We start from the raw sequence: 22,853 nt of genomic DNA on the forward strand, positions 1-22,853 counted from the left end.
ACTTAATGTATCAAGCAAACCCAAACCGCTATCAACAAATGCGTTACAACCGGGTCGGAAATAGCGGCCTTAAGCTTTCCGCAATCGGTCTCGGCTTCTGGCACAATTTCGGTAGTGTTGACCCTTACGAAAATCAAAAGGCAATCGTCCACCAGGCTTTCGACCTTGGAATTACCTACTATGACCTCGCTAATAACTACGGTCCTGTTCCGGGAAGTGCCGAGGAAAACTTTGGCCGGATTATGGCCACTGATATGAAGCCTTACCGCGATGAAATGATCATTACCAGTAAGGCCGGCTATGAAATGTGGGATGGCCCTTACGGCAACTGGGGTTCACGTAAGAGCATTATCGCAAGTACCAACCAGAGTCTTAAACGGTTAGGATTAGACTATGTTGATATTTTTTACTCCCACCGTCCTGATCCCGAAACACCAATTGAGGAAACGGCAGAAGCCCTTGACCAGCTAGTTCGGGAAGGGAAGGCCCTTTATATTGGCATTTCCAACTATGATGGCAAACAAACGGCGGCGATTACGAAGATCTTTAAGGACCTCCACACCCCGTTCATCATTCACCAACCACGGTACAATATGTTCGACCGCCATATTGAAGGTGACCTTCTTCCGGTCTTGAAAGAAGAGGGCAAGGCTGCTGTCTGCTTCAGTCCACTTGCCCAGGGTCTGTTGACTGACCGTTACCTCAACGGGATTCCTGCAGACTCACGGGCCGCTAAATCCACCAGCCCCTTCCTTCATGAAGACCAGGTTGGCGCAACCATCGATAAGGTTCGGCAATTAACCGCCATCGCCCAACAACGGGGCCAGTCGTTGGCAGAGATGGCAATTGCCTGGAATTTACGGGAGCCAGAGATTGCCTGTGTTCTTGTTGGCGCTAGCCGTCCTAGTCAGTTAGTCGACAATGTTAAGGCACTTAACAACCTAAGTTTCAGTGGTGATGAATTAGCGGCAATTGATCAAATTATGAATAGTTAGTATTCAATATCGGCAACCCACCATCGATTTTTCACCTTTTTCAAGAAAATTTTAAAAAAGGCTTGTCAAATTTAAGAAAAATTGATATTATAATTTGTGTTGTCGATATGACATGGGCAGTTAGCTCAGCTGGCAGAGCAACGGACTCTTAATCCGTGGGTCCAGGGTTCGATCCCCTGACTGCCCATTACTAAAGCACTTGCGATTGCAAGTGCTTTTTTTGTTTTTAAATTATTTCCCGGGAAATTACTTATTCACCATCAAGCGCCTGCTTTAAGTCATTAATAATATCCCGTGGATTCTCCAAGCCAACCGAAATCCGCAGCAACTTTGGTGTTATTCCGAGCCGTTCCCGTTGTTTTAACTCCACGTCGGCGTGTGTTTGGTAAAAGGGAATGGTGATTAAACTTTCAATTCCACCCAGACTTTCAGCAAATGAAATGACCTTTACGTTATTTAGAATTCGCTCAACCTCCTTTTCTGTTTCAAGGTAGAAGCTAATCATCCCGCCCTTTCCTGGATAAAGGACCTTTGTTACCCGGGGATCAGCATTGAGAAATTTAACTACTTTTTGAGCATTGGCGGTGTGTTGCTTAACCCGGACCGTTAACGTCTTTAGGCTCCGTAATAGCAGCCATGAATCGAACGAATCAAGGGTATCGCCCGTCGTAATGTAGTATTCATAATATTCTTCCGCCAACTTCTGGTCCTTCACGACAACAATTCCACCGAGTAAATCATTGTGTCCTGACAAGTACTTGGTTGCTGAGTGAACCACGATATCAGCACCCTGAGTCAGTGGCCGTTGGTAAACGGGGGTGTAAAAGGTATTATCAACAGCAATCAGAATTGATGGGTTTACCTCGTGCACGGCCTTCGCAACTGCTGCAATATCTAATTCTTTCATCGTTGGATTTGACGGGGTCTCTAGCCAAACGATCCGCGTCTTTTCAGTAATTTTGCTTAATAGGTCCGCAATCTTTTCACCATCCCACTGGGCAAAATCAATTCCCGCATGTTCATGCAAGTAGCGGAAATAACGAAAGTCACCGCCGTATAAGTCATCTAATGAAATAAGCTGGTCACCGGTTTTAAGGATGCTTAATGCTAGTTGGATTGCGGCCATTCCTGAACTGACGGCAAAGGCTTTCGTGCCCGCTTCTAGCTTGGCCATCGTCTGCTCTAATACTCGACGATTAGGCGTCGCAATCCGTGAATATGTATAACATTGGTGGGGGTCAAAATTTTTAGCTTCTTCCAAGGTTGAATGACGGTAGTTAGAAGAAAAGTAAAGTGGTAAGGTTACTGCCCCATTGCCATCTTCCTTATTACCAGCCTGCGCTGCAATTGTTTCAATTGAGTTTTTACACATATAAGTTCCTCCTGACTTTTTAGCGATGTCTAAGGCTTGATGGATATCTGTGATTAAATCGTTAACGTCTTCAATTCCAACTGACACCCGAATTAATCCCGGTTTGATTCCAGCTGCTAGCTGTTCTTGCGGGCTAAGCTCAGCATGACTCATCTTACTTGGCAACTCAACCAGGCTTTCTACTGCCCCAAGGCTTACTGCCAGACTAAAAATCTTTAAATTATTAACAAAGGCAACTGGATCATAGCGGTCACTTAACTCAAATGAGAAGACGCCGCCAGCTTCACGAGCTTGCTGGTGAAGTGTATCGTATCCCGCTAAGCCTTCTATCCCTGGATAGTAGATACGATCAGCTACTTCCGTCGTCTGAAGATCAGCAATCAGCCGTTTGACATTCGCTACCTGCCGGTCTAACCGGACTGCCAGTGTTTTAATTCCGCGCGCTAATTCATTGCTATCCTCTGGCGAAAGGATGGCGCCAAGAGCATTTTGAACAAAGTAAATCCGGTCAGCTAACTCGTGGTCGTTTACTATTACCGCCCCAGCAGAAACGTCAGAATGGCCAGAAAGGTACTTAGTTGCTGAATGAATAACAATGTCCGCACCCAGCTGTAATGGTTGCAGTAAGTAGGGGCTTAAGAACGTGTTATCAACAATTGTCAGCAAGTGGTGCTGGTGGGCAAGATTAGCAACTGCTTGAACCGGGGTAACTTGCAGCAGCGGGTTAGTAACCGGTTCAAAGTAAATTGCCTTTGTATTTGGCTTAATTGCCCGTTCAACTGCCCCAAGGTCACGGGTATCAACTGCCGTAATCTCAAGACCCCACTGGGCGAAAAATTGATAGAGGAGGCGGAAGGTCCCACCGTAAATCTGGTTACCAACAATTAGGTGGTCGCCCGCCTTAAAGATTGCTAATGCCGCGTGGATCGCCGCCATCCCGGAGGAAAAAGCAAAGGCCCACTGCCCGCCTTCAAGTGTTGCTAACTGGTCCTCTAGCGCCTGCCGTGTGGGATTTCCAGAGCGTGAATAATCATATTTCACTTTGGCACCAATCTGCGGATAGCCAAAAGTCGTTGCCTTATAAATCGGGACGGTCACGGCACCGGTGTTGTTGTCCCCCTGGACTGGTGTATGAACTAATTTTGTATCAAATTTGGTCATTCTCTCTTCCTCCTTAAATAAAAAACGCCCCTTAGCAGCATTAAACTACTAAGGGACGTCAACAACGTGGTACCACCCATTTTCACCGGAAAACCCGGCCTCAACAGCACAAACATGCCAGGGATGGTAACGGATCCTGCCGAAATAACAGCCATTCAACCGTTATTTATTACTCCGAGCTCATCTTCAGAACAGTTGGTAACCTGCCTTCACACCATCGACAGTCACTGACGAAACCTCTTGTTCCTACTCTTCTCATCAGCGTATTATTAAAGTATCGTTAGAAAATTAAATTATGGTTAGTATACCATCAAAGAATCACTTGTCAATAGTAAGTTGTTATTTTTTATCTTCGTTAATTAACATCTGCCGTGCTTCTGCCAACTCACCCTTTTGCTGTGGTGTCATCGTTGGGTACGACAATGGTAACTTCTCAATTTGCTTGGTCAAAATATCGGAGACAATTAGTCGGGAGTACCACTTATCATCTGACGGAATGACATACCACGGGTTTTCCTTGCTGGCCGTCGCATTAATTGCCTTTTCATATGCTGTCTGATATTGATCCCAGTACCGCCGTTCACGGATATCAGCAGCTGAGAACTTCCAATTCTTTTCTGGCGTATCAATCCGCGCCAAGAAGCGCTGCCGTTGCTCTTCCTTGGAAACGTGGAGGAAGAACTTCATTACCACATAGCCATTACGGGTCAAGTAATTTTCATATTCACGGATATCCTGGTAACGGTTGGCAAAGAAGTCGTCATTAACGTCTTTTAGTGAATGAATTTGTGGCAGGTTGGCGTTCAGGATAATTTCCGGGTGGACGCGGGAGACAAGCACGTCTTCATAGTAGGAACGGTTAAAGACCCCAATATTTCCCCGCAGTGGTAGTTCTCGGTTGATCCGCCAGAGGTAGTCATGACGCAATTCATTTGATGTTGGTTGTTTAAAATTAGCCACCTTAAAGCCAACTGGGTTTACGCCAGAAAAAATATGCGTAATCATGCTATCCTTCCCCGCAGCATCCATCGCCTGGAAGACTACTAAGACACCATACTTCCGTTGGGCATACATTTTTTCCTGGGCTTCATGGATTCGTTTAACATTCTTTTTGATTTGTTTTTTAATTGCCTTTAATTCATTGCTAGAATCTTCAACAAAGGTTGGTGCTTGTTTGATCTTAAAGTTATGACCAACGTAACGGTATTGCTTGTTGTCCATATTAGTTCCTCCTTTAGGGTGTCACTTTAATGTTACACCACTTTCTTGGGAGTCGTTAACCCTATTTCGTTGCCGGTAGTCTTTGCCGAGAGAAAAACTGCAATTTGTCGAAATTTATATTGACAAAAAGTAAGCTGGCAGGTATATTTGGTGTAATCTTAGAAACGAAAGGAGTAATTATGATGACTAACGCAATCTTTACCAAGAATACTGCTTGTTGTGCATGTTGTGCGAACGCCAACATGCTATTTGCGTTACCTGATAATTACTCAGCAAACGGACGACAAAGTTAATCAACAAGTAGTTTTGTCGTTTTTAAATATTTGCCGATAAGAGTTCTCAGAGTGCGCGCACTGGGAACTCTTTTTTGTTGCTAAGATTTTGAACTCATTCCATGAAATTTAGAAAGAGGCACTAAATATGCAAGCACTAATAATTGTCATTATCGCCGCCGCAATCATGGCGGGGATGATCTACCTCCACCGCCGCCACTGGGGATTTAATAAGTTAGTTTTTCTGGCCCTAGTACTGGGAATTATCGGTGGGGCGGCCATTCAACTTATGTACGGCCCCACTAGTAAAACCGTTACTAACGCCATTGATTGGATTAACATTGTCGGGAACGGCTACATCGCCCTCCTCCAAATGTTGGTAATTCCCCTGGTCTTCGTTTCTTTGGTAAGCGCCTTTACCCGTCTTAAGGCCAAGACTAACCTGAAGAAGATGACCACCAATGTTTTGGGAATTCTCCTCTCTACCACCGCGGTTGCTTCCTTTATCGGAATCATGAGCGTCCTCCTCTTCAACCTCCAAGGAGCTGGGTTTATCAGGGGGATGGCTGCTAATTCAACCGCCATTGATGCCATTAAAACTCATCAGGCAACATTAAAGGGGCTGACACTTCCCCAACAGATTACGAGCCTCCTGCCAACAAATATTTTTGCTGACTTTGCAGGCACCCGGTCTTCAAGTACGATTGCGGTCGTAATCTTCTCACTAATGGTAGGAATTGCTTACCTCTGGCTGCGGGATAACCAACCAGAAGAAGCGCGGGTCTTTGCTAAGGGAATTGCCGCCCTGCAAGGAATCGTCAGCCGCCTGGTTAAGATGGTTCTTGAATTGACGCCATATGGTATTTTCGCCTTGATGGTTAAAGCAACTGCTACCAGCAGCTTTGCTTCAATTGCCAAGCTTGGAACCTTCATTATTGCGGCCTATGTTGCAATTATCGCTATGTTTATCGTCCACACACTAATCTTGATTGCCAACCGGATCAACCCGGTTACCTACTATAAAAAGGCCTGGCCAGCGCTGATCTTTGCCTTTACTTCCCGGACTAGTGCCGGCACCCTGCCGATCAACGTTAAAATCCAACGTGATTCGTTAGGAGTAAGTTCTTCAATTGCTAATTTTGCCGCTAGCTTTGGATTGACTATCGGTCAGAATGGCTGTGCCGGAATCTACCCATCAATGGTTGCGGCAATCATTGCCCCAACTGCTGGTATTAACGTTCTCTCCTGGCAATTTATCTTGACCTTGATCGCGATTGACGTGATTGCTTCCTTCGGGGTTGCTGGTGTTGGTGGTGGGGCAACCTTTACAACTCTGATGGTATTAGGAACGTTAAACCTTCCCGTTGCTATCATGGGAGTCCTAATTGCCATAGACCCCATCATCGATATGGCCCGGACTGCCTTAAACGTCAATGACTCAATTCTTGCCGGGGTAGTTACCGCTAAGAATATGGGTGAACTTGATCATGACAAGTTAGGTGACCAAAATAACATCGTCGCTAACGAACTTTAGTTTATTTCCCGGGAAATTTTCTCGGCATTCATTAATACACCGCTAAAAGCATAAAAGTCCACTAACATTCGTTGGATAACGAACGTTAGTGGACTTTTTACATACTAAATAAGGTGATTACTTTCCTGGCTTGTAATCCTTGTCGATAATCAATACCGGCTTGATAGTCTTACCCGAAATTGAATCAGCATTAGCTTCGTTAATTTGGTCAAAGTCATAGAACTTTTCAGTCTTGTCAAAATCAAACATGCCAAGCTTGTAGAACTCAATTAACCGTGGAATATCAACTTGTGGAATTGAGTCCCCCATGTTAACACCGATGATTGTCCGGTCAGCAGGGCAAAGGTCATTCCAAGTGTTGACGTCAATATGGTTAGCAGTAACAGCGATTGCTGCAAGGACACCACCTTGTGCCAGGGCCTGGATAGCGTCTTCCATAACCTTAGTAGCACCAGTCGTATCAACAATGTAGTCAACACCTTTACCATCAGTTAAGTCTTGGATTGCCTTAACCATGTCTTGGTCATTAGTGTTAATAGTATGAGTTGCACCTAATTCCTTAGCTAATTCAAGCCGTGGATCGTTACGGTCAATGGCAATTACCTTCGTGCAGCCAGAGATCTTACCGGCCATCATTGCAGCCAAACCAACAGCACCAGTACCAGTTACGGCAATGGTAGAACCTGGTTCCGGCTTCAAGGTGTTAAAGACCGTTCCTGAACCCGTTACGTAACCACAACCCAGCGGTCCCAATTTCCGCAAGTCCAGATCCTTTGGTACCTTAACAGCGTTCCGTTCACGAACAACGGTCGCCGTGGTGAATGATGATTGGTCAAACATATCATCAACTTGGTGGCCGTTTTCGGTAAAGTGGGCACTACCATCAGGACGAACCCCTGATAAGTTATTAGCAGCGTAGTTCAAGCACTTTGTTGGCTTACCCTTCAAACAGTTAATACAGTTACCACAGCCATAGAATGACAGGATAACGTGGTCACCAGGCTTGAAGTCCTTAACTTCTGGGCCTACCTTTTCGACAATCCCAGAACCTTCATGACCAAGGATGATTGGGTAACCAATTTCGGCATCACCCTTACGAAGGGCTTCATCAGAGTGGCAAATACCAGTGGCAACCATGTGAATTTGAAGGTCGTCAGCTTGCATATCAGCTAATTCAACATCATCACGAATATCAAATTTTGCGCCTTTTTTATCAACAACGGCAGCTTTAATTTTCATAAGAAGCATCTCCTTGATTAAATCGCTTACAATGTTTAAAGTATCACAATTTTTCTTTTATCTCTAATGTTTATTTTAAAAAATCTTGATATATAAGCAATTTTACTAGTAAAATTCGTTTTTTACTATGTTCAATTAATAACAAAATAAAGCAAAAAGGTGGGGAACAAAGTCGTTTGTGTGACTTTGTTCCCCACCTTTTTGCTAGCTCATTCCAATTCCTGCTCGCTTGGGCGTTGGTGCCCGTACTTTAATTTACTAATCCGTTTTTCACGACCTTCATTGACGATAAACTGGTCAACTGCTCCACAGTGTTCGCAGGTTACCACAATCTGATAGCGCTGGGAATCGTCATTATTGGTATCCATCCAATTCCGCTCAGCAATTATCAGTGGTTGCTGGTGGCACTTGTAGCACGGAATGGTTAACCGACAATTTTCCCGGAAACCATCACCCGTTTTTCCGACCATTCCATAACGATCTTCACCATGCACATTATCGAAGTTATTGTAAAACATCACTAGTACTCCTTCGTCGCTTGCCGCTTTAGCCGGGCCACCAGGAGAATTACCAGTTCAACCGCAAAAATTGCCACCGCACAGATAATAAACAGCAGGTGGTAGGAGGCAGCTCCAATTACTATGCCCCCAAATAACGGACCAAACGCCTTTCCTAGTGAGGAATAGGCATTCAGGATTCCCTGGTACTTTCCCTTTACTGCCACGGGCGACAGGCTGTTAACAATTGCCGGCATTGTTGGGATCACCGTTGCCTCGCCAATCGTTAATACAACCATCGCCAAAATATACCAAGCATATGACTTTGCCGCTAACAACAGGATAAACGAAAGGGCAATCGTAAAGGTTCCAATATATACCAGCATGTAAGGGTTGTTATACCACCGGTTTAGCCAGGAAATAAGTAACTGGCAGAGGACAATCAAAATTCCGTTAATCGTCCACAACAGGCTATACTTCGTCATTGAGATTCCTTGCTCGGTCATAAAAACTGACAAGTTACTAGACCATTGTTCATACATCGTCCAGATTACACAAAGACTGAGGAAGAATGTCCAGCAGATCCAGAGGTTGGCTGCAGGCATCTTTGTCGTTCCCCTGGCATTTTCCTCGTCTGTCAATGGCTGAGCGGCCACTGCTGGCGCTTTACTATCCTTAAAGCAGAGGAGGATGATCGCCAGGAAAAAGACGTAGAGGACCGTTGTGATTGAGAATAAGGGGGAAATACTACCATCAGAATACTGGTAAAGCGGGCCGACAATTGTTGTTCCCAGCACCATTCCTAAATTATTGGCAAAGTAGAGCATGTTAAAAACGTAGCGTCCGTCCTTACTAATCTTAGTCCCATAAGAATTAATCATCGTGATAATCCAGCCGTTAAAAAAGCCAATTGCCGTTAACAGGAAGGCATAGATTGGCCAGCCATTGAAAAAGATCATTAGGGCGATCACGACCGTTGCCAGGGCAGTGCCACCGAAAAGCAGCCAGCGCGGATTGTGGCGATCAAAGAGGATCCCACTGATATAGCTTCCAACGACATTGGCGCCGGAATAAAAGAGCAGGATAATCCCCGACATGGTTAATGTTTCATGTAATTGTTCATGCATGTATATGGTCGTTAACGGCCAAACAAAGCTGTTTCCAATGCTGCTAATAAACATACAAACCAGCAGCCACTTTAATTTAACACCACTCTCTTGTTGCACTACGGCCATCTCCCAGTTGTTAGCTAGACTTAAAGGACTGTGACAAAGCAAATTGACGCAGCCCTTTATCGCTTGTTATTGATGGTCTTCTGGTACGTAGGCTACCGATGCAAACTTGTTATACGACTTTGCAAACAGCAGCTTGACAGTTCCCCGCGGACCACTACGGTTCTTTTCAATTATGACTTCAACTTCACTAACGTTGGCAGCGTCATCGTCGTCCTCTTGTTGAGCGGCGCCACCGCCATCTTGTTGGTCCTCATCATCGCCCTCATGCTCGTAATAATCATCACGGTAGAGGAAGCTGACAATATCGGCATCCTGCTCAATTGACCCTGATTCACGGATATCAGACAAAACCGGCCGCTTATCCTGACGCTGTTCAACTCCACGGGATAGCTGCGAAAGAGCAATGACGGGAACTTCCAACTCCTTTGCCAGCTTCTTGAGTTGCCGGGAAATTTCCGAAACTTCTTGCTGCCGGTTATCGGGATTATTACCTTCAATCAACTGAAGGTAGTCAATTACGATCAGGCCTAGGTTTCCCTTTTCCTTTGCCAGCCGCCGGCAACGGGCCCGAATCTCCGACACCTTAATTCCCGGCGTATCGTCGATGTAAATCTGGGCATTCGAGAGGGTCCCCATTGCCATGTACATACTTTCCCACTCTTCGGGCGTCAGTTGTCCTGTCCGCAGGTGGTTGGCGTTGATATTTCCTTCCGCACACAGCATCCGGTTAACCAGTGACTCGGCCCCCATTTCAAGGCTGAAAATAGTAACCGTTGTCCGCTTGCCATCCTCATCAGTCCGCGTTGCGACGTTTTGGGCAATGTTTAGGGCAAAGGCAGTCTTACCAACGGCCGGCCGGGCAGCAATAATTACCAGTTCATCCTTGTGAAGACCAGTGGTCATTTCATCGAGCTGCTTGTAGCCAGTCTTCAGCCCAGTAACATCAGTCTTTTGCTGGGACAACTCATCAATATGGGCAAGGGACTCATCCAGGACCGACGAAATCTTCTTAAAATCGGTCTGGTTATTCCCTTCAGAAACCTGCATAATTCCCCGTTCGGCAGAATCAAGCAGGTCATCGATTCCCTGGTCATCAGCGTACCCTTCGTTAATGATCTTCGTCGCAGTTTCAATTAACCGCCGCCGGGTCGCTTTATCATGAACAATCTTGGCATAGTAGCCAACGTCACGCGCAGAAGGCACCGAGGAAGCCAGTTCTGCGATGTATGCTGAACCACCCACATTCTCCGTCTGGTTATCCTTAGTCAAGGCGTTGTTCATCGTAATGGGGTCGATTGGCTGGTCGTCTTCATAAAGGTCGACCATCTTTTCAAAAATTATCTGGTGGGCACGCCGGTAAAAGTCCCGCGGCTCCAAATATTCCATTGCATCGGCCAGCGCGTTCTTACTTAAAAAAGCAGCCCCAAGAACTGCTTTTTCGGCTTCAAGATCGCGGGGTTCTTCTTGTATCGGTGCATTATCCATGACGATACCGCTCCTTTGACTTACTAATCAAAATACCTACTTTTCTGCAATGTGAACGCGGATTTCGGCAGTTACTTCTGGGTGCAGCTTAATCGGCACATTAACGTAACCGAGGGCCTTGATTGGCGCTGCAAGTTCGATCTTCCGCTTGTCGATCTTAACCTTGTATTGCTTTTGCAATGCCGTTGCGATCTGCTTAGTGGAGATTGAACCAAACATCCGGCCGTCAGTACCGGCCTTCCCGCTCAGTTCAACGATCGTCTTGTCATTTTCCAAGACCTTCTTTACCCGCTTTGCTTCTTCTAATTCTTCTTCAGCGTGCTTTTCTTCGGCCCGCTTTTGACCAGCAAGTTGGCTCATTGCAGCCTTAGTAGCCTGCTTAGCCATCCCCTTCTTGATCAAGAAGTTTTGTGCGTAACCATCAGGAACTTCCTTAACTTGTCCCCGCTTACCGCGTCCACGAACATCTTGTGTAAAAATAACTTTCATCTCTGTCACTCCTCTGTTTCTTCTTCATCCTTAGCAGCAGTATCTTTATGGTTGAGGATATCAAGCAATTCCTGCTTAACGTCCGCAATTGTCTTGCCGCTAATCTGGGTAGCAGCATTGGCTAAGTGGCCACCACCACCCATTTTTTCCATAATTACCTGTACGTTAAAGTCGCCTAGTGACCGGGCAGAAACCCCAATTTCACCGTCAGTCCGCTTCGTAATCACAAAGGAAGCGTCGACGTCTGAAATCTGTAAAAGCATATCCGCCGCCTGGGCAGCAGTTACGGAGTCATAGTAACGGTCTTCTTCACCGGCACAGATTGCAATATGGCTATTAATCTCAGCCCGTGCAAGCAGGTGGTTCCGTTGCATAAAGCTCCGGGAATCTTCCTTCATGAAGGACTGGATCATCATCCCGTCAGCCCCCGCCGAACGAAGGTAACTAGCGGCATCAAAGGTCCGCGTCCCGGCACTCTTAGTAAATGACTTCGTATCAATCTGGATCCCTGTCAGCATGGTTGTTGCCTCGAGCTTATTGAGCCCCTCACCTTCACGTGGCTGGTACTCAAACATTTCAGTAATCAGTTCACAAGTTGAGGAAGCATACGGCTCAATGTAAACCAACAGCGGATTTTCAGGGAACTCTTCGCCCCGCCGGTGGTGGTCAATGATCACTAGCCGGTTTTGGAGCTTCTCGTAGAGCTCTGGTGAGATCGTAATGCTCTTCTTAGCATGGTCAACCATCACCAGCAAGCTGTTGCCGGTTGCTCTTTCCATCGCCTCGGCTGGCGAAATAATATGATCCTTGATGCTTTGGTAATTATTAATTTCCCGCATCAAGCGCTGGATATCAGAGTGCTGGTGCTCATCATCAACGACAATCCAGCACTCCTTACCGTTCATTTCTGCAATCCGGCGAATTCCCAAGCAGGCACCAAGGGAATCCATATCAGGGGTTTTATGTCCCATAACAAAGAGTTGGTCCGCCTGGCTAATCAATTCTTTTAGGGCCTGGCTAATCATCCGGGCACGAACCCGGGTCCGCTTCTCCATCGGGTTGGTCTTCCCACCGTAGAAACGAGCGGGCTTATCCTTTGACCGGACAACAACCTGGTCACCACCCCGCCCGAGGGCAAGGTCCAGGTTATCCTGGGCGGTATCAGCCAACCTAATCAAGTTATTTTCACCGTAAGCAATTCCCACACTCAACGTTACCGGTGAGTTTTGCTGGGAAGTATTCTCCCGGATAGTATCCAGGATCTTGAACTTCTTCTTTTCGACCGCCTCAAGTGAAAGCTGATGTCCAATAATCAGGTAATTATCATCATCAATAATCTTCATCAGCAGGTGGTTCTCGGTCGCCCATTTATTAATCTCCGAGGTAACGTAGTTGTGAAGGTTGGACACATCCGAGTCACTCATCCCCTGAATCAATTCATCATAGTTATCCAGGTAGATATTTCCCAGGAAAATTTGTTCCTGCTTGAAGCGTTTGCTGATTTGTTCGTACTTGGTAACATCCATCAAGTAGACAACGTGATTTTGATTTTGAACCAGGAACTCAAACTGCCGTCCCTGCCATGAAACTACTTGTGATTCTTCATCGTCCGCATGCTGCTGAACTAGTTGTGCTAACTCATTATCTACCTCCGCTAATGACTTTCCGACAACCCGCTCAAGGCTAAAGTAGCGGGCCATGTAGGGGGTAATCCACTCAACCTCGTTCTTTTGGTTAAGCATGATCATCCCCATCGGCATTTCGAGCAGGGCTTCTTGTTGTCCCTGCTTAATTTGATAAAGTAAATGGTTTAAATATTCATTAGCATCGATTACGAGCCGGCGTAGTTGCTTGATACTGGTAAACCCACCAACTAAGGCAATTACCAGCACAATCACACCAATTAACCAGTTAAAAATAAAGGCAAAAAATAAACTAATAACGGTTAATAATAGCAAATAGCAGACATTCCAGCGGACTGCTGGGTGTTTAAAATAAAACAGCCAGTTTTCACGACTGAAAAACTTTTGCATAGTAATCCTCCCAAAAAGGGCACAGTAACCCAATTTTTTCTTGGATAAATCTATCATATCACATTCAGTCACTTCAAAATACAATAGCGCACCATTAGAATGGCAAAATAACAAAGGGTAGTGACAGAACTGAATTTTGTTACAGGCCTTATGCTAGTCTCTATATAAAGTCACTTATTATTCACCAATTAGGTGCTGGGCAACTGCAACGTCGGTTACCAATACGTTAGCATACCGGCCAGCCAAGGCCGCCTTAATTGGTTTTAGCTTGTTCATCCCTCCAGCAATCAGGATCGATTGCCGCGTATTTTTCAGTTCATTTAATGGTAGGGCCACAGTCCGTGCAGTCAGGTCCTCATCAACAATTTTTCCCTTCTCATCAACAAATTGGGAAATAATATCACCCACCGACTCCTTCTGCAGCTGAGCAATTTGCTGGTCGGACAGGTAGCCCAATTCAAACAGGGTTGCATCAGGCTCGGTGGTGCCAACGGTAAAGAGGTCCACCGTTGCCTGCCGGCCAGTCATGAGGATTTCATTGATGAAGCGGTCCTTGACCACCATTTCCTTCACGTCTTTATTTTCAAAAATTACCGGTAAGGGTAAGATCTGTGCCTGGGTGTGGAAGCAACGGTTAAAGGCCTTCGTCACCTCGACCACATAATTATTGTGCGTTGAATTTGCAACCGTCCCCTTCAGATAAACTGCCCGGATGTTTTTCCGTGCACTTGGCTGGAGGTGGCGGGCAACCGCTGCAAGCGTCTGTCCCCAACTAATTCCTAGCGTATCATTGTCAACAACAACCTCCTCCAGGTACTTAGCAGCAGCCGCCCCAAGCGCGTCAAGCGTTGCTGCTGTCCCATCACCATCCGGCGTTGCGATCACAACTTCATCCAGGTGGTAACGCTCCTTAACCTGTTCCCGTAAATCACTTAAATCACTCAGGGGGTCACTTACCTGAATTTTTACAATTTGATTATCCCGTGCAAATTGGAGGGCCCGCGATATCGTTGGCCGCGAAAGGTGCAGTTTCTTAGCTATTTCAGCTTGTGTTGCACCATCCAGGTAGTATAACTTGCTAATTTCAACTGCCTGCTTAATTTGCCGCCGATTGTCCATCATACCGTCCTCCTCTGACTTTTATCATGTACCTAGTATACTTGAATTTTTTCTAAAATAAAAAGGGGATGAACGGGAGCACGAAGCTGAAAAAGTTTCGTCGCGTCCCTTCCATCCCTGGATTTTGGCATATTTTTGCTAATTATTCTTTACCGATAACCTTCATACTGTGGCTGACACCAAGCCGGGTCGCGCCAGCATTAATCATTGCTTCTGCTTCCGCTGCACTATGAATACCACCAGAAGCCTTCACCTGGGTATCGGTACCAGCAACGGCTGCAGACATCAACTCAACATCATGAACAGCGGCACCACGGGTTGAAAAACCAGTTGACGTTTTAACAAAGTCTGCCCCTGCATCAGCAACGATCTTAGCTGCCTTCGTGATCTCATCGTCAGTCAAAAGAGCAGTCTCAATGATCACCTTAACAACCTTGTTAGCATCGTGGCCAACCTTAACGATTGCCTTGATATCATCTTCAACCTTGGCAAAGTTGCCACCCTTCATTTCGCCGATATTCATTACCATGTCGACTTCATCAACGCCATCTTTAATCGCTTGCTCCGTTTCAAAAACCTTTGCTGCAGTGGTGGTTGCACCGAGTGGGAAACCAATCACGGTGGCGGTAACAACGTCGGTTCTTTCAAGTGCCTTGTGCGTCTTAGCAACCCAGTACGGGTTAATCATGACGGTGTGGAAGTGATTATCAATTGCCTGCTTAATAACCGTCTCCACTTGTTCTTCGGTTGCGTCTGGGCTTAACAGTGTGTGGTCAATGTACTTGTTTAACTTCATCTTAAACTCACTCCTTTTTTCTACGTTCTTATCTTACCGTATTTTTTACATATGTTCAATGATATATGAAATATTGTAAATTAATTGTAGTGAAAAAAGGACAAAAAAATAGCTGCGGTAAACACACAATATGCTTACCGCAGCTATTTTAATTTCACAGATTAGTCATCAGCAACAAATGGCAGAAGACCCATGATCCGTGCACGCTTGATAGCGATGGTTAACTTACGTTGGTTCTTAGCACTGGTACCAGTAACCCGACGTGGTAAAATCTTACCCCGTTCAGAAATGAACCGACGTAATAAGTCAGTATCTTTGTAATCGATGTATTCGATGTGGTTAGCGGCGATGAAGTCGACCTTACGACGACGACGTCCGCCACGACGTTGTTGTGCCATGAAATTACCCTCCTATCCGGTAAAAAATTTATTTTAGAATGGTAATTCATCATCTGAAACGTCAATCTTCTTTTCACCGTCATTGTTATCATTGCCGGTTGAGAATGGCGCATTGTTGGCTGGGTTATTACCACTAAAGCCAGTTGATGATGGATTATTTCCTTGAGGAGCATTGTTAGTTTGTGGTTGACTGCCACCGAATTGCTGAGGCTGACCACCAAACGGTTGATTGCTGCCATTATTAAATGGTTGTTGCTGGCCGCCCTGGTTCATCCCGTTATTTTGACGGGGTTCAAGCAATGCGAAGTTGTCAACTACCACTTCGGTAACGTACACACGGTTACCCTGTTGGTTTTCATAGTTCCGGGTTTGAATCCGGCCTTCAATTCCAACGAGTGAACCCTTATGTGTGAAGTTACTAAAGTTTTCCGCGGACTTACGCCAAATGACGCAGTTAATAAAGTCGGCGTCCCGGTCCCCATTTTGGTTCCGGAATTGCCGGTCAACAGCCAAGGTAAATGATACCACGGCTGTTCCGCTGGTAGTGTACCGCAACTCAGGATCTCTCGTTAAACGCCCAGTTAAGACTGCACGATTAATCATCGATCGTTCTCCTCTCTATTAAATTGACAATCTAATTAAGCATCAAGCTTAACGATCATGTGACGTAGGATATCGTCACTGAACTTTGAAAGACGGTCAAATTCGTTTAATGCTTCGTCAGAATCAGTAGTTAAAGTAACTACGTGGTAAGTACCTTCAGTGTACTTGTTGATTGGGTAAGCAAAGCGACGAGTTGACCAGTCCTTTGATTCAGCGATGGTTGCACCATTGTCCGTCAGAACCTTGTCGAACCGGTCTACCAGTTCGCTCTTAGCTGATTCTTCGATATCAGGACGAATGATGTAAGTAATTTCATATTTACGTGTTTCCATGAATGTTACACCTCCTTATGGACTCTGGTCCTTCCCAACAGTAGGAAAGAACAAGGAGAGTAGACGTCTGTACGTATACTCACAAATATAGAATATAGCATAGATACAAATTTAAAACAAGGTGCAAATAACGATAAATCCTGAGTTTTGCGGCTACTTAATAAATACGCAAAACTCAGGATTTGTTCTTTTTTATTCTGGATTTTCTTCGGTCTCGGTTGTTTGGTCGGCAGAAGCAGTGTTATCCGTTGAATCACCATCAGCAGAATCGTCACTATCGTCTTCCTTTTCAACCTTTGCCATCGTTGCAACCTTTGCTCCGTTATCCATCTTAATCAGGTGGACACCAACAGCTGAACGCCCAGTTTGTGAAACGCTCTCGATACCGAAACGAATGATAACACCCTGGTCAGTAACCAGCATGATGTCCTCATCCCCGGCAACGGTAGTCATCCCAACCAGTGGTCCATTCTTCTTGGTAACGTTAACGGTCTTTACACCAAGGCCGCCACGACCCTTGATTGGGTAATCAGCAGCTGGCGTTTGCTTACCAAACCCATTTTCACTGATAACCAAGACACTGTCGTCCTTGTGTAATGGTGCAGCACCGATAACGTAGTCGTCATCACGGAGACGGATTCCCCGAACACCGGCAGCGCCACGACCCATTGACCGAACAACGGATGAGTTGAAGCTCAAGGCATAACCATGGTGGGTACCGATGATCATTGGTTGTTGATCTTCAATCACATCAACCGCCATCAGTTCATCACCATCGTGAAGGTTAATTGCCTTCAAACCATTACTACGGATGTTCTTGAATTCAGGAACTGGTGTCCGTTTAACGGTCCCATGCTTAGTAGTGAAGAAGAGGTACTTGTCGTCATCATTTGTTTCATGTGAAACATTGATCACCGCACTAATCTTCTCATCACTATCAATGTTTAGCAGGTTGATAATCGGGATTCCCTGTGCTGCACGACCATATTCTGGGATTTCGTACCCCTTCATGGAGTAAACCTTCCCTGAATTGGTGAAGAAGAGCAGGAGATCATGGGTCGAGCTAGAGATTAACTGCTCGATGAAGTCATCATGGTGAACACCCATCCCCTTAACACCACGACCACCACGGTGCTGGGATTTGAATTCGTCCACTGGCAACCGCTTGATATAGCCGTTATGGGTCAAGGTAACGATAATGTCTTGTTCTTCAATCAAATCTTCGTCTTCAATGTTGGTAATATCACCAACTTGAAGTTCCGTCCGCCGCTTGTCACCAAACTTCTTTTGGATTTCCATCAATTCATCATAAATGATCTGGTTAATCCGTTCCTTGTGGGCCAGGATATCCTTGTAGTCAGCAATGGCATCAGTGAGTTTCTTGTATTCGGCTTCAATCTTTTCCCGTTCCAAACCGGTCAGACGAACCAGCCGCATATCCAAGATTGCCTGTGCTTGCCGGTCTGACAAGCCATAGTTACCCATCAATTCATTCTTGGCAATTTCACTCGTTTGGGACTTCCGGATGATATTAATGATTTCATCAATGTGGTCTAGGGCAATCCGCAAACCTTCAACGATGTGCAGACGACTTTGTGCCTTCTTTAAGTCGAATTCGGTCCGCCGGCGAACAACCTCTTCCTGGTGTTCCAAGTAATATTGGAGAATTTGTTTCAGGCTCAAGATCTTTGGCGCACCATTAACAATGGCGAGCATGTTGAAGTTGAAGGTTGTCTGCATCAATGTCATCTTGTACAGGTTATTTAAGATGACTTCCGCACTGGCGTCCCGGCGAACATCGATTACGATCCGCATCCCATCACGGTCAGTTTCATCGTTAACATCGGTGATCCCATCAATTTCTTTATTCCGGGCCAAGTCAGCAATTCGACTGATCAGGTTGGCCTTGTTAACCATGAATGGAATTTCGTGGACGATAATCCGTTGCTTACCGTTCTTTTGTTCCTCAATATCAACCTTTGCCCGGACAATAATGCTGCCCCGGCCAGTCTCATAGGCCTTCCGGATACCGGCCTTGCCCATTACAACCCCACCAGTTGGGAAGTCCGGACCAGGTAATACCTTCATCAGGTCTGGGATAGTAGCGTCGGGATTATTCATCAGCATATGGATTGCGCTGATTACTTCACCCAGGTTGTGGGTTGGGATGTTAGTTGCCATCCCAACGGCAATACCGGAGGCACCATTGACTAACAGGTTCGGGAAACGGGCTGGTAAAACAGCCGGTTCTTTTTCGGTTCCATCGTAGTTTGGCATAAAGTCAACGGTGTTTTTGTTAATATCCCGCAGCATTTCGACGGCAATCTTACTCATCCGTGCTTCGGTATAACGCATGGCGGCCGGACTATCACCATCAACTGAACCAAAGTTACCGTGCCCATCAACTAACATATAACGATAACTAAAGTCCTGGGCCATCCGGACTAACCCTTCATAAATCGAGGAGTCACCGTGGGGGTGGAACTTCCCCATGACGTCCCCAACAATCCGGGCAGACTTCTTATATGGCTTTTCTGGGGTAACCCCTAATTCATTCATCCCGTACAGGATCCGCCGCTGAACGGGCTTTAATCCATCACGAACGTCCGGCAAAGCCCGTGAAACAATAACACTCATGGCATAATCCAAGAATGAATTCTTCATCTGGCTCGTCAGTTTAACGTCCGTAATTCGATTATCTGACATATTCTCAGCCAATGTCGTTCCTCCTTTTCAGTCTCCTTGATTACAGGTCAAGGTTTTCAACAAACTTAGCGTTTTGCTCGATAAAGTCCCGCCGTGGGCCAACCTTTGTCCCCATCAGCATTGGGAAGATTTCATTTGCTTGTTCAGCATCATCAAGCTGAACCCGGAGTAGGTGCCGGTTTTCTGGGTCCATTGTCGTTTCCCAGAGTTGTTCGGCATCCATTTCACCAAGCCCCTTGTACCGTTGGATAACTGGTTTTGGACTTGGCTGCAGTGAACTAACCACTTGGTCCAGTTCTTCATTAGTTTCAATGTATTTAACAAACTTCCCTTGCCGAACTTGGTATAGCGGTGGCTGCGCAATGTAAACGTAGCCGTGGGTGATCATTGGCCGCATGAAGCGGTAAATCAGGGTCAATAATAATGTCCGAATGTGGGCACCATCGACATCGGCATCGGTCATAATAATCAGCTTGTGGTAGTTAGCCTTCGTGATATCAAAGTCGTCACCAAAGCCAGTTCCAAGCGCAGTGAAGAGGGAACGAATTTCATCATTAGCCAAGACCCGGTCCAGGGTGGCCTTTTCAACGTTCAAGATCTTCCCCCGAATTGGCAGAATTGCCTGGGTCAGCCGTGACCGTCCCTGCTTAGCTGAACCACCGGCGGAGTCCCCTTCGACGATAAACAATTCAGAGATATTTGGATCCTTACTAGTGTTATCGGCTAATTTACCAGGCAGGTTGGAGATTTCCAACCCACTCTTCTTCCGGGTAACTTCCCGGGCCCGCTTGGCGGCAACCCGCGCCTTTGATGCTAACTGTCCCTTTTCAATGATTTGCTTAGCTTCGTCTGGGTGTTCGAGCAGGAAACGGTTAAAGGTGGCTGCGAAGACGTGGTCAGTAGCAGTCCGGGCATCGGAGTTACCTAACTTGGTCTTAGTCTGCCCTTCGAATTGTGGATCTGGGTGCTTGATAGAAACGACTGCCGTTAGCCCTTCACGAACATCATCCCCTGACAAAGTTTCATTGCTCTTGAGGATGCCAGCCTTGTGCCCATAGTCGTTAATTACCCGGGTTAAGGCCATCTTGAACCCGGTTTCGTGAGTACCACCTTCGTATGTGTGGATGTTGTTAGTAAAGGTTAACAACTCGCTCCGGTACGAATCAGTGTACTGAAGTGATACTTCAACCGTAATCCCGTTTTCCTTACCTTCAACGTAGATTGGTGGTTCAAAGAGGGTGGTCTTGTTTTCGTTTAAGAAGTCAACATAGTGGCGAATTCCACCTTCAAAGAGGAACTCTTGCCGTTCCGGATTCTCATCACGCTTATCCTCGATGGTGATCTTCAGGCCCTTGTTTAAGAAGGCCAGTTCGCGCAACCGGTTAGTTAACGTCTTGATGTTATAAGTAGTGGTTTCGCGGAAGATTGCCGGGTCTGGCTTGAAGTGTACTGTCGTCCCGTGTTCTTCTTCTGGCAAGTTCTCGTCGATTACCTTCATTGAGGTTTTGACGTGACCATGGTCAAAATCCATGTAGTAACGCTTGCCTTGCCGCGCAACTTCAACGTCCAATTCGGTTGAAAGGGCGTTAACAACGGATGCACCAACACCGTGCAAACCACCGGAAACCTTGTATCCGCCACCGCCGAACTTACCACCGGCGTGTAAGATCGTGAAGACTGTTTCCAAGGCTGGCTTACCGGTTTGTTCTTGAATATCAACCGGGATCCCCCGTCCGTTATCGCGGACGGTAATACTGTTGTCGGGGTTAACTTCAACGTTGATTTCAGTACAGAAACCAGCCAGGGCTTCATCAATCCCGTTATCGACAATTTCCCATACCAGGTGGTGAAGTCCTTGGGCCGAGGTCGAACCAATGTACATCCCCGGACGCTTACGAACAGCATCCAGGCCCTTTAAGACTTGAATCTGGCTGGCGTCATATTCGCTCGCCCGTTGCGCTTTTGTTTCTTTTTGTTCGTCGCTCACTATGCTTCCTCCTTAATCAAAGTCCCATTTTTAATATTAAAGATTGTCGGCTCATTTATTAGTTGGCGGGCAACATCACTAAGACTAGTCGTCGTCAAGAAGGTTTGGACCTTGTCTTGAATCGCCGTCAATAAGTGTGTTTGCCGAACCGTGTCAAGTTCAGAGAGGACATCATCAAGGAGCAAAAGTGGGTACTCACCCGTTTGTTCCTTCATCAAGTCAATCTCTGCCAGCTTGACGGCAAGGGCTGTCGTCCGCTGCTGTCCCTGTGAACCAAATGAGTGAACGTTCTTGCCGTTCACCATAAACCGAATGTCATCCCGCTGTGGACCAAACATGGTACTTCCCTGTTCAATTTCGCGGGGCTTATTCTCCTTGTAAATCGTCAACAACTGTTGGTAGGCCTCATCAACCGTCGTCTCGTCACCAACCTGTAGCTGAGTCGCATAAACTAACCGCAGTTTTTCAGCATTTAACGAAATTTGGTAATGGAGGTCAGCTGCCCATTTCTCAAGCTGCTTTAAGAAGTGATAACGGGCAATAATTATCTCTGCCCCGTACGCCGCTAGCTGGTCAGACAAAACGTCAAGCAATACTTGATCATGCTGTTGCCCATACTTCAGCTGCTTCAAGTACTTGTTTCGTTGCCGGAGCAATGACCGGTACTGACTGGCATTGTAGAGGTATTTACTACTCATCTGACTAAATTCCATATCCATAAAACGCCGCCGGATTGATGGGGCCCCTTTTACCAAGGAGAGATCCTCCGGCGCAAATAAAATTGCGTTAAGTTGGCCAATGTATGAAGAGAGCCGTGCCTGCTCTAGGTGGTTGACCTTTGCCCGTTTGCCTTCCTTGGTAAACTGCAATTCAAGCGGTACCTTCCCCGTTGCCTTTTGAACCACTCCACTAATTGATGCTGACTGTTCTTGCCAGTTAATCAATTCACGGTCGTTGTTTGTCCGGTGGCTCCGGGTCAATGACAAGGCATAGATTGCCTCTAGCATGTTGGTCTTTCCCTGAGCATTATGGCCAATTAAAACGTTCACCCCTGGCGCGAAGTGAACGGTTTGTTCTTCATAGTTCCGAAAATGATGTAAGTGTAACTCCGTCAGAATCATAGCCGGTCTACTTACTTTCGATGACTAACTTACCGCTGTCTGGCAGAGTCACCTCATCACCAGGGTATAGCTTCCGTCCCCGCCGGTCATCGGCATCACCATTCACCAAGACGGTGTTTTCTTTAAGGTACCATTTTGCAGCACCGCCAGTTGGAATGATTGCTTCTTCTTTAAGTAATTGGCCAAGCGTGATAAATGGCCGGTCAATTATTACTTTTTTCATTTCCACTGTATTTCACCTACTTTACTTTATCTATT

Annotated in this window: 19 protein-coding genes, 1 tRNA gene and 1 pseudogene; 3 read left to right on the plus strand and 18 right to left on the minus strand. The window is 46.1% G+C overall.

The genetic code is table 11. The features are described from left to right. Positions 1-5: 5 nt before the first annotated feature. A complete protein-coding gene (locus tag QOS07_RS00605; protein WP_283587084.1) occupies positions 6-995 on the plus strand; it encodes an aldo/keto reductase in 990 nt (329 codons plus the stop codon). 114 nt (positions 996-1,109) lie between these two features. After that, positions 1,110-1,182: transfer RNA gene (locus QOS07_RS00610), tRNA-Lys, on the plus strand. Positions 1,183-1,245: 63 nt separating this feature from the next. On the opposite strand, the gene QOS07_RS00615 is transcribed toward QOS07_RS00610, so the two are convergent. From QOS07_RS00615 to QOS07_RS00625, 3 genes and pseudogenes are all read right to left on the minus strand, one after another. After that, on the minus strand, positions 1,246-2,367 hold the full coding sequence (locus QOS07_RS00615) for a trans-sulfuration enzyme family protein (RefSeq protein ID WP_283587120.1): 1,122 nt from the start codon (positions 2,365-2,367) through the stop codon (positions 1,246-1,248). Positions 2,368-2,385: 18 nt separating this feature from the next. Continuing rightward, positions 2,386-3,528 (minus strand): annotated as a pseudogene (locus QOS07_RS00620) (trans-sulfuration enzyme family protein); the annotation flags it as partial. Between the two features lie 339 nt (positions 3,529-3,867). Beyond that, positions 3,868-4,749, minus strand: coding sequence for a PPK2 family polyphosphate kinase (locus QOS07_RS00625; RefSeq protein ID WP_283587085.1), 882 nt, complete (start codon positions 4,747-4,749; stop codon positions 3,868-3,870). 420 nt (positions 4,750-5,169) lie between these two features. On the opposite strand from QOS07_RS00625, the gene QOS07_RS00630 reads away from it, so the two are divergent. Further along, the gene (locus tag QOS07_RS00630) at positions 5,170-6,555 is read left to right on the plus strand and encodes an L-cystine transporter (protein ID WP_283587086.1); all 1,386 of its coding nucleotides are present in this window, start codon (positions 5,170-5,172) and stop codon (positions 6,553-6,555) included. A gap of 117 nt (positions 6,556-6,672) precedes the next feature. Here the strand turns inward: QOS07_RS00630 and QOS07_RS00635 are convergent, their stop codons facing one another. The 15 genes from QOS07_RS00635 to yaaA all read right to left on the minus strand — a co-directional run bounded on the left by QOS07_RS00635 (position 6,673) and on the right by yaaA (position 22,824). Beyond that, on the minus strand, positions 6,673-7,794 hold the full coding sequence (locus QOS07_RS00635; RefSeq protein ID WP_283587087.1) for an NAD(P)-dependent alcohol dehydrogenase: 1,122 nt from the start codon (positions 7,792-7,794) through the stop codon (positions 6,673-6,675). Between the two features lie 209 nt (positions 7,795-8,003). Next, positions 8,004-8,312 carry a hypothetical protein gene (locus tag QOS07_RS00640; protein ID WP_283587088.1) on the minus strand — a complete coding sequence of 103 codons (309 nt, stop codon included), beginning with the start codon at positions 8,310-8,312 and terminating at the stop codon, positions 8,004-8,006. A 2-nt stretch (positions 8,313-8,314) separates the two neighbouring features. Beyond that, on the minus strand, positions 8,315-9,472 hold the full coding sequence (locus QOS07_RS00645) for an MDR family MFS transporter (RefSeq protein ID WP_283587121.1): 1,158 nt from the start codon (positions 9,470-9,472) through the stop codon (positions 8,315-8,317). A 120-nt stretch (positions 9,473-9,592) separates the two neighbouring features. After that, positions 9,593-11,011 carry a replicative DNA helicase gene (gene dnaB / locus QOS07_RS00650; protein ID WP_283587089.1) on the minus strand — a complete coding sequence of 473 codons (1,419 nt, stop codon included), beginning with the start codon at positions 11,009-11,011 and terminating at the stop codon, positions 9,593-9,595. Positions 11,012-11,047: 36 nt separating this feature from the next. Next, a complete protein-coding gene (gene rplI / locus QOS07_RS00655; protein WP_283587090.1) occupies positions 11,048-11,500 on the minus strand; it encodes a 50S ribosomal protein L9 in 453 nt (150 codons plus the stop codon). Between the two features lie 5 nt (positions 11,501-11,505). Further along, positions 11,506-13,533: a DHH family phosphoesterase gene (locus tag QOS07_RS00660; RefSeq protein ID WP_283587091.1), complete on the minus strand. Its 2,028-nt coding sequence runs from the start codon at positions 13,531-13,533 to the stop codon at positions 11,506-11,508. Positions 13,534-13,710: 177 nt separating this feature from the next. Then, complete coding sequence (locus QOS07_RS00665; RefSeq protein ID WP_326521317.1) at positions 13,711-14,655, minus strand: sugar-binding transcriptional regulator; 945 nt, start codon at positions 14,653-14,655, stop codon at positions 13,711-13,713. 139 nt (positions 14,656-14,794) lie between these two features. Continuing rightward, the gene (gene deoC / locus QOS07_RS00670) at positions 14,795-15,448 is read right to left on the minus strand and encodes a deoxyribose-phosphate aldolase (RefSeq protein ID WP_283587092.1); all 654 of its coding nucleotides are present in this window, start codon (positions 15,446-15,448) and stop codon (positions 14,795-14,797) included. A gap of 161 nt (positions 15,449-15,609) precedes the next feature. Continuing rightward, the gene (rpsR, locus tag QOS07_RS00675; protein WP_283587093.1) at positions 15,610-15,846 is read right to left on the minus strand and encodes a 30S ribosomal protein S18; all 237 of its coding nucleotides are present in this window, start codon (positions 15,844-15,846) and stop codon (positions 15,610-15,612) included. Between the two features lie 33 nt (positions 15,847-15,879). After that, entirely contained in the window at positions 15,880-16,449 is a 570-nt protein-coding gene (ssb, locus tag QOS07_RS00680) for a single-stranded DNA-binding protein (RefSeq protein ID WP_283587094.1), read from the minus strand. A gap of 35 nt (positions 16,450-16,484) precedes the next feature. Continuing rightward, entirely contained in the window at positions 16,485-16,781 is a 297-nt protein-coding gene (gene rpsF / locus QOS07_RS00685) for a 30S ribosomal protein S6 (RefSeq protein WP_283587095.1), read from the minus strand. A gap of 192 nt (positions 16,782-16,973) precedes the next feature. Beyond that, positions 16,974-19,487 carry a DNA gyrase subunit A gene (gyrA, locus tag QOS07_RS00690; RefSeq protein WP_283587123.1) on the minus strand — a complete coding sequence of 838 codons (2,514 nt, stop codon included), beginning with the start codon at positions 19,485-19,487 and terminating at the stop codon, positions 16,974-16,976. 40 nt (positions 19,488-19,527) lie between these two features. Then, positions 19,528-21,474: a DNA topoisomerase (ATP-hydrolyzing) subunit B gene (gene gyrB / locus QOS07_RS00695; protein WP_408613237.1), complete on the minus strand. Its 1,947-nt coding sequence runs from the start codon at positions 21,472-21,474 to the stop codon at positions 19,528-19,530. After that, on the minus strand, positions 21,474-22,595 hold the full coding sequence (recF, locus tag QOS07_RS00700; protein WP_283587096.1) for a DNA replication/repair protein RecF: 1,122 nt from the start codon (positions 22,593-22,595) through the stop codon (positions 21,474-21,476). The genes gyrB and recF overlap by 1 nt, the downstream gene beginning before the upstream one ends. A 7-nt stretch (positions 22,596-22,602) precedes the next feature. Next, on the minus strand, positions 22,603-22,824 hold the full coding sequence (gene yaaA / locus QOS07_RS00705; protein ID WP_283587097.1) for a S4 domain-containing protein YaaA: 222 nt from the start codon (positions 22,822-22,824) through the stop codon (positions 22,603-22,605). Positions 22,825-22,853: the final 29 nt, after the last annotated feature.

Origin of the sequence: Limosilactobacillus viscerum (assembly GCF_947387525.1) — a bacterium.
GTDB classification, from domain to species: domain Bacteria; phylum Bacillota; class Bacilli; order Lactobacillales; family Lactobacillaceae; genus Limosilactobacillus; species Limosilactobacillus viscerum.

Coding starts and splice junctions, on each gene's coding strand:
- QOS07_RS00605 (WP_283587084.1), top strand. CDS start 6: ATGTATCAAGCAAACCCAAACCGCTATCAACAAATGCGTTACAACCGG.
- QOS07_RS00615 (WP_283587120.1), bottom strand. CDS start 2,367: ATGTGTAAAAACTCAATTGAAACAATTGCAGCGCAGGCTGGTAATAAG.
- QOS07_RS00625 (WP_283587085.1), bottom strand. CDS start 4,749: ATGGACAACAAGCAATACCGTTACGTTGGTCATAACTTTAAGATCAAA.
- QOS07_RS00630 (WP_283587086.1), top strand. CDS start 5,170: ATGCAAGCACTAATAATTGTCATTATCGCCGCCGCAATCATGGCGGGG.
- QOS07_RS00635 (WP_283587087.1), bottom strand. CDS start 7,794: ATGAAAATTAAAGCTGCCGTTGTTGATAAAAAAGGCGCAAAATTTGAT.
- QOS07_RS00640 (WP_283587088.1), bottom strand. CDS start 8,312: ATGTTTTACAATAACTTCGATAATGTGCATGGTGAAGATCGTTATGGA.
- QOS07_RS00645 (WP_283587121.1), bottom strand. CDS start 9,472: ATGTTTATTAGCAGCATTGGAAACAGCTTTGTTTGGCCGTTAACGACC.
- dnaB (WP_283587089.1), bottom strand. CDS start 11,011: ATGGATAATGCACCGATACAAGAAGAACCCCGCGATCTTGAAGCCGAA.
- rplI (WP_283587090.1), bottom strand. CDS start 11,500: ATGAAAGTTATTTTTACACAAGATGTTCGTGGACGCGGTAAGCGGGGA.
- QOS07_RS00660 (WP_283587091.1), bottom strand. CDS start 13,533: ATGCAAAAGTTTTTCAGTCGTGAAAACTGGCTGTTTTATTTTAAACAC.
- QOS07_RS00665 (WP_326521317.1), bottom strand. CDS start 14,655: ATGATGGACAATCGGCGGCAAATTAAGCAGGCAGTTGAAATTAGCAAG.
- deoC (WP_283587092.1), bottom strand. CDS start 15,448: ATGAAGTTAAACAAGTACATTGACCACACACTGTTAAGCCCAGACGCA.
- rpsR (WP_283587093.1), bottom strand. CDS start 15,846: ATGGCACAACAACGTCGTGGCGGACGTCGTCGTCGTAAGGTCGACTTC.
- ssb (WP_283587094.1), bottom strand. CDS start 16,449: ATGATTAATCGTGCAGTCTTAACTGGGCGTTTAACGAGAGATCCTGAG.
- rpsF (WP_283587095.1), bottom strand. CDS start 16,781: ATGGAAACACGTAAATATGAAATTACTTACATCATTCGTCCTGATATC.
- gyrA (WP_283587123.1), bottom strand. CDS start 19,487: ATGTCAGATAATCGAATTACGGACGTTAAACTGACGAGCCAGATGAAG.
- recF (WP_283587096.1), bottom strand. CDS start 22,595: ATGATTCTGACGGAGTTACACTTACATCATTTTCGGAACTATGAAGAA.